This window comes from Pseudonocardia sp., from assembly GCF_025465255.1.
Classification (GTDB): domain Bacteria; phylum Actinomycetota; class Actinomycetes; order Mycobacteriales; family Pseudonocardiaceae; genus Pseudonocardia.
In genome coordinates, this window is the sequence record NZ_JAODNI010000082.1 from 1 (window position 1) to 6,165 (window position 6,165).

General features: G+C 70.0%; 5 protein-coding genes and 1 pseudogene. 5 read left to right on the forward strand and 1 reads right to left on the reverse strand.

Annotated features, from left to right (window positions below):
* The first annotated feature begins 178 nt into the window (after window positions 1–178).
* The gene (locus JWP64_RS08760; RefSeq protein WP_297494339.1) at window positions 179–316 is read left to right on the forward strand and encodes a hypothetical protein; all 138 of its coding nucleotides are present in this window, start codon (window positions 179–181) and stop codon (window positions 314–316) included.
* Complete coding sequence (locus JWP64_RS08765; RefSeq protein ID WP_297494342.1) at window positions 313–1,029, forward strand: DUF4386 domain-containing protein; 717 nt, start codon at window positions 313–315, stop codon at window positions 1,027–1,029. The genes JWP64_RS08760 and JWP64_RS08765 overlap by 4 nt, the downstream gene beginning before the upstream one ends.
* Window positions 1,030–1,187: 158 nt before the next feature.
* Here the strand turns inward: JWP64_RS08765 and JWP64_RS08770 are convergent.
* A pseudogene (locus tag JWP64_RS08770) lies at window positions 1,188–1,397 on the reverse strand (transposase); the annotation flags it as partial.
* 211 nt (window positions 1,398–1,608) lie between these two features.
* Here JWP64_RS08770 and JWP64_RS08775 point away from each other — a divergent pair.
* The 3 genes from JWP64_RS08775 to JWP64_RS08785 form a co-directional block, all read left to right on the forward strand.
* The gene (locus tag JWP64_RS08775; protein WP_297494344.1) at window positions 1,609–2,526 is read left to right on the forward strand and encodes a DUF2961 domain-containing protein; all 918 of its coding nucleotides are present in this window, start codon (window positions 1,609–1,611) and stop codon (window positions 2,524–2,526) included.
* Between the two features lie 674 nt (window positions 2,527–3,200).
* On the forward strand, window positions 3,201–3,428 hold the full coding sequence (locus JWP64_RS08780) for a hypothetical protein (protein ID WP_297494347.1): 228 nt from the start codon (window positions 3,201–3,203) through the stop codon (window positions 3,426–3,428).
* Between the two features lie 273 nt (window positions 3,429–3,701).
* Window positions 3,702–6,165: glycoside hydrolase family 38 C-terminal domain-containing protein (locus tag JWP64_RS08785; protein ID WP_297494350.1), on the forward strand; the 2,464-nt coding region annotated here is incomplete at its 3' end.

Below are 6,165 nucleotides of genomic sequence, written 5' to 3' on the forward strand. Positions count from 1 at the left end.
GCATCGTCGACGTGACCCAGGGCGTCGGGCTCCTCGCCCTGGTCCCGGGCGGCCTCTTCGAACTGATCCTGCCGATCTGGCTCCTCGCCAAGGGATTCACCTTCCCGGCCCCGACCGGGGACCCAGAACTGTCACCGCGCGCCTGACCGGCCGCCGACGCCTTGACCAAGGAGCCGACATGAGCTCGACACGAAGGATCGCGATAGCCGCGCGCATGTTCTTCCTGAACATGGAGGTCACCGCGATCGGTGGGCGCCTCCTCTACGACCCGGTTCTGACACCGACCGAACCACAGAGACGAGGCGAGTCCCGATGAACTCACCGAGGAAGACCGCGCTCGTCGCGGGCGGGTTCTACCTGGTCACCTTCATCTCCATCCCGACACTCGCCCTCTACGGCGCGGTGCACAGTGCGGACTACGTCGTCGGGCCCGGCCCGGACACCGGCGTGCTCTGGGGCGGCCTCCTCGAAGTCATCGTCGCCCTCGCCGGTATCGGCACCGCAGTCGCACTGTTCCCGGTGGTCAAACGGCAGAACGAGGGCGTCGCGCTCGGCTTCGTCGCCGCTCGTGTCCTCGAAGCCGCCATCATCTTCGTCGGCGTCGTGAGCCTCCTGTCGGTCGTGACCCTGCGGCAGGACCCGGCCGGCGCAGATGCAGCCTCGCTGGTCACCACCGGCAAGGCGCTCGTCGCGATCCATGACGGGACGTTCCTGCTCGGACAAGGCCTCATCCCGGGGGTGAACGCACTGCTGCTGGGCTACCTGATGTACCGGTCCCGACTCGTGCCACGCATCATTCCCGCGCTGGGCCTGATCGGGGCCCCCCTGCTCCTCGCTTCCGTAACCGCAACGTTCTTCGGCGTCTACGCCCAGGTGTCCGTGTGGTCGGGGCTCGCGACCATCCCGATTGCCGCGTGGGAGCTGTCGCTCGGCCTCTGGCTGGTCCTCAAGGGCCTCAAGCCCTCCCCCATCACAGCGGGAACGACCGCTGCCGGCACCCCGCCCGCCTACCGCGACATCACCGTCTGATCCTCGAACACCCGGCCGGACCCACCAAGGGCCCGGCCGTGGCCGCCGCCGAAGCCACCGGGGCCGGCCACCACCACCTACTTCCGAGCGGGCCCGACCGGGCGCTGCTCGCGTTCCGGGCGGCTCATACCGCCTGCCATTCTTGTTTCGACCTGGTCTCAGAACTCGGTCTTGATCAGTCGGCGGATGTTGATGACGGCGCAGGCGAGGGTGAGCAGCGGGAGCGTTGTGCGTTCGGTGCGGTCGTAGCGCAGTCCGAGCCGCTTGAACCGCAGCAGCCAGTAAATGGTGCGCTCGACGACCCAGCGGACCCGGCCGAGCTTGGACTTGTCCTCGATCCCACGTCGCGCGATGCGCACCTTGATCCCAGAACTGTGCAAGTAGGCGCGGCAGCGGCGGTAGTCGGTGTCCAAGTGCCTGGATTTGGCGTGCGCGGAACTGGCAAAGATTCAGCTCGCCTGAGACCAGTGGCGTTCTCGCCGCACGCGCCGATCAGTACTCTCGGACCACTCATGGGGACCGTTCGTCGGCCGACGGTGGGCTTGCCCAGACCTGGTCCGGACAAGGGAGAGTTGAGCGATGGTGAACCCGCTGGCCTCACTCCGCCAGGAAAAGCTCCACCTCGAGAAGGTGGAAAACGTCTCGGTGCCGCCGAATACCGAGCGCACGCTATGCGACAGGAACGGTCCCGGGGCGGTCCTCTCCATCTGGATGGCGCTCGGTGGTGGCAACGCTCCAGCGCTGGACGCCCGGCTACGGGTGTACTACGACGGCTCACCGAGCGCCTCGATCGACATCGACATGGGCACACTGCTCGCCACGCACTGGGGAGCCGGCAGCGCCAACACCAGTCACTCGTGTGAGCACGTGCATGTGGAGATCAACAGCGGGAACTACCTCACGGCCTTCTTGTTGACCTTCCCGATGCCGTTCGGCACGTCGATCAGGATCGCCTACTTCAACATCAACGCCGGGCAGACCGCAAACATCTACTCCATGGTCGCCTACAGCCTCACCGCAACGGATGAGGCGAACGGTCAGCGACTGCGCTACAAAGGCGTCCGCTACGTCGACCAGAAGGTCACCCGGACCGCCTCCGCGACCACCACCCTCGCGCAGATCACCGGCGGCCCGGGGTCGATCGCCTACCACTCCTACGTCGGGGGAGTCGGCGCCACCAACCTGTCCTGGTTGGAGCGCAATTTCTCTGTCGCCGTCGACGGAGAGCCGACCCCGCAGATCGTCGCAACCGGCACGGAGGACTGGTTCGACAGCGGGTGGTACTTCAACGGCCGACGCGACTACAACACCAGCTTCCACAGCTATGTCGGCACAGACCAGCCGGCCGGCAACGTGAACGTGGTGGGGATGGCCACCGACCTGTGGTCGAAATGGGGTGGAGTGCCCTTCACCACCTCAGCTGTGGTCAGGTCCTTACCCGAGGCCGGCTGCACCACAGGAGACACCTTGTGCTGGTGCATCCTCTACTACCAGTAATGGATGGTCGACGAGGGCGCGGCGGCGGTCGGTCTGCCCCTTGCCCTCGGCGCCGTCGAGGGCTTCGCGCCGTCTCCGGAAGGCCTCGCACACGGACTCGACACCGGTCTGAAGGCGCCGTCCTCGAGATCCCATTCCAGCCCCGGCCCCGGGCAACCCCCCGCGTCGATGCCACACGACCGACTTCTGAGGTCTCCACCTCGGCGTACGAGCGGCAGCGCCGCACCGGCTACCCCCGAGCACCACCCTGGCCACAGGCGGCGCTGCCACGGTCACCGTCCCCGCGGACCGGTCCTGCACCGCCACCAACCTCTTCCTCGAGCCCGGCGGCTATGAGCTCTCCGCGACGGGACGGTGGGCCGGCTTTGCCGACGACGCCGGACCCGCGGGCGAGATTCAGAAGTGGCATCGCCCGGTGGCGCGTTCAGCCACATTGTCGGCAGGGCCGAGTCGGTGCTCCACACGCTCCTTGACAACGACCAGCCGCAACTCGCCGGAACCCGCCGCAGCCGGGTCCCTCGGCGCGAACATTCTGCGCCCTGTAGCGCGACGAACGAGGCGAAACACAGGACTAAGGCGCGATTTGGAGCATCCAGGCAGGTCACACAGCGGAAGTCGGGGGCGCCGGTCATCGGGCGGCCCCGGAATCGCGCGCCGAGTCCTACGCTCGTCCGATGACGTGCCGCATCGAAGTCTTCGTCCGCAGCGGGCACACGATGGACCTGGCGCTGGAGGACGGCGAGGACCGCGCCTTCGCGGAGGCCCTGCACGAAGCGTGGGCGTCTCCCGGATCCATCGGGTACACGATCCTCCCGCTCGGCGAGAACGCTGCGGTTCTCGCCGCCGAGGTCGTCGGGTACCGGCTGCACGGCCTGGTACAGCCGGACGAGTCGCGGTTGTAACGGCCTATCGGCGACCAGCAACTCCCTGCCCGGCCGGCCTCGCCCACCACCGCGCGACCCTACCGCGCGGGAACCCGCCAGACCGCCCACACCGCCCCGCAGCGGTTTCTCCAGCACGAACGTGAACACCGCGAACGACAGAACGCCTGCGGCCGCGCGGTCTCGTGCGCGATGTGGCGCCGTTGCGTCGACGCGTGGCTGTTCCGCAGGCCCCTGCCCGCGCTCAGATAGACCTTTCCGCGCACGGCCCGCCCAGAGCGACAGGATGGGCCCGTGCACCACGACTCCCAGCTCGTCCTCGGCCGGATCCTGCGGTTCACCCGCGAGCGGCTGGTCCCGGCGTTCCACCGCGACCACCTCCCCTTCGACGTCACGGCGTGGGTCGCTCCGGGCGAGCCGGTGCCCTTCGCCGACGCTGTGCGTCAGGAGTTCACGCCGTTCGCGATCGGGGCGCCGTGGGGACGGCCGTGGGGCACCGTCTGGTTCCACGTCACCGGCACGGTCCCCGCCGACTGGACGGCCCCGACGACGCGCCCGGAGCTCGCCGTCGACCTGGGTTTCAGTGGTTCCCAGCCCGGCTTCCAGGCCGAGGCCACCGCCTACCGCCCCGACGGGGCGATCATCAGCGCGATCGAGCCGCGCCGCCGTCACGTCCCGCTCGGTGCCGCCGGCTCGGCGGTGGACCTCTACGTCGAAGCCGCGGCGAACCCCGAGGTCGCCGGCGCGTGGACGTTCGCGCCCACCCCGCTCGGCGACCTCGCCACCGCCGGTGATCAGCCGATCTACCGGCTCGTCCAGATGCACGCCGCCCTGCTCGATGTCCCGGTGTGGGAGCTGTGGCAGGACTTCTGGACGCTGACCGGGCTGGTCAACTCGCTGCCGGTCGACATCCCTCGCCGCGCCGAGGTGCTGCGGGCGATGGAGCGGGCGGTGAACGTCGTCGACCCCGACGACGTGTCGGGCACCGCGGAGGCCGGTCGTGCCGAGGTGGCCGGTGTCCTCGCGAGCCCGGCCCACGCCAGCGCCCACCGCGTGCACGCCGTCGGCCATGCCCACATCGACTCGGCGTGGCTGTGGCCGGTGCGCGAGACCGTCCGCAAGGTGGCGCGCACGTTCTCCAACGTGCTCGCGCTCATGGACACCGACGAGGACTTCGTGTTCGCGGCATCGTCGGCGCAGCAGTACGCGTGGCTGCAGGAGCACCAGCCGGAGCTGTTCTCCCGGGTCAAGGCACGCGCCGCCGAAGGCCGGTTCGTTCCGGTCGGGGGCATGTGGGTCGAGTCCGACACGAACATGCCCGGCGGCGAGGCGATGGCCCGGCAGATGGTGGCCGGCGCGCGCTTCTTCGCCGACGAGCTGGGCGTCGAGAGCGACGGGGTATGGCTGCCCGACTCCTTCGGCTACTCCGCCGCGCTCCCCCAGATCGCCGCGGCGGCCGGGCGGCGCTGGTTCCTCACCCAGAAGATCTCCTGGAACGAGACGAACACCTTCCCGCACCACACGTTCGCCTGGGAGGGCATCGACGGCACGCGGATCTTCACGCACTTCCCGCCGGTGGACACCTACAACTCCGAACTGCTGGGCGAGGAGCTCGCGCGCGCCCAGCGGCAGTACGCGGAGAAGGGGCGCGCCAACACCTCGCTCGTGCCGTTCGGCTGGGGCGACGGCGGCGGCGGGCCGACCCGCGAGATGCTCGCCGCGGCCGCCCGCACCCGCGACCTGGAGGGCTCCCCGACCGTGCGGCTGAGCAGCCCGTCGGCGTTCTTCGCGGCCGCTGAGGCCGAGTACCCGCAGCCGCCCGTGTGGTCGGGCGAGCTGTACCTGGAGTTCCACCGCGGTACCTACACCTCGCAGGCCCGGACGAAGCGCGGCAACCGGCGCAGCGAGCACTTGCTGCGCGAGGCCGAGCTCTGGGCGACGACCGCGGCCGTCCGGACGGGGGCGGAGTACCCGTACGACGCGCTGGAGTCCTGCTGGCGGACGGTGCTGCTGCAGCAGTTCCACGACATCCTCCCGGGCACCTCCATCGCATGGGTGCACCGACAGGCCGAGCGCGAGTACGCCCGCGTCGCGGACGAGCTGGAGGGCGTCATCGGGAACGCCGCCGCCGCACTCGCGGGCCACGGGGACCGGCCGCTCACGTTCAACGCCGGGCCCTACACCCGCGACGGCGTACCGGCGCTGGGCGGCGCACCGGCCGCGGCCGCACCCGGCGCCGCCGTCGCCGAGACCCCCGACGGGTTCGTCCTCGCCGACGACCGCGTCCGGCTCACGATCGACGATCGCGGACTGTTCACCTCCGTCCACGACCTCGTCGCCGACCGCGAGGTGCTCCCGCCCGGGTCCCCCGCCAACCTGCTGCAGCTCTTCCGCGACACCCCCACCCGCTGGGACGCGTGGGACGTCGACGAGCACTATGAGCGCACCGGCCGCGACCTCCTCGACGGCAAGGTCACCGTCGACCGGGACGCCGTACGGATCGTCCGCAGCACCGGCCCTTCGACGATCACCCAAGTCGTGACGCTGCACGACGGGTCGATCGACATCGCGTTCACCGTCGACTGGCACGACCGGCAGAAGCTGCTCAAGCTCGCGTTCCCCCTCGACGTCCACGCCGACCGCGCCGCGTCGGAGATCCAGTTCGGGCACGTGCACCGCCCCACCCACACCAACACCTCGTGGGACGCCGCCCGCTTCGAGACCTGCGCGCACCGCTGGGTGCACGTGGGCGAGCCCG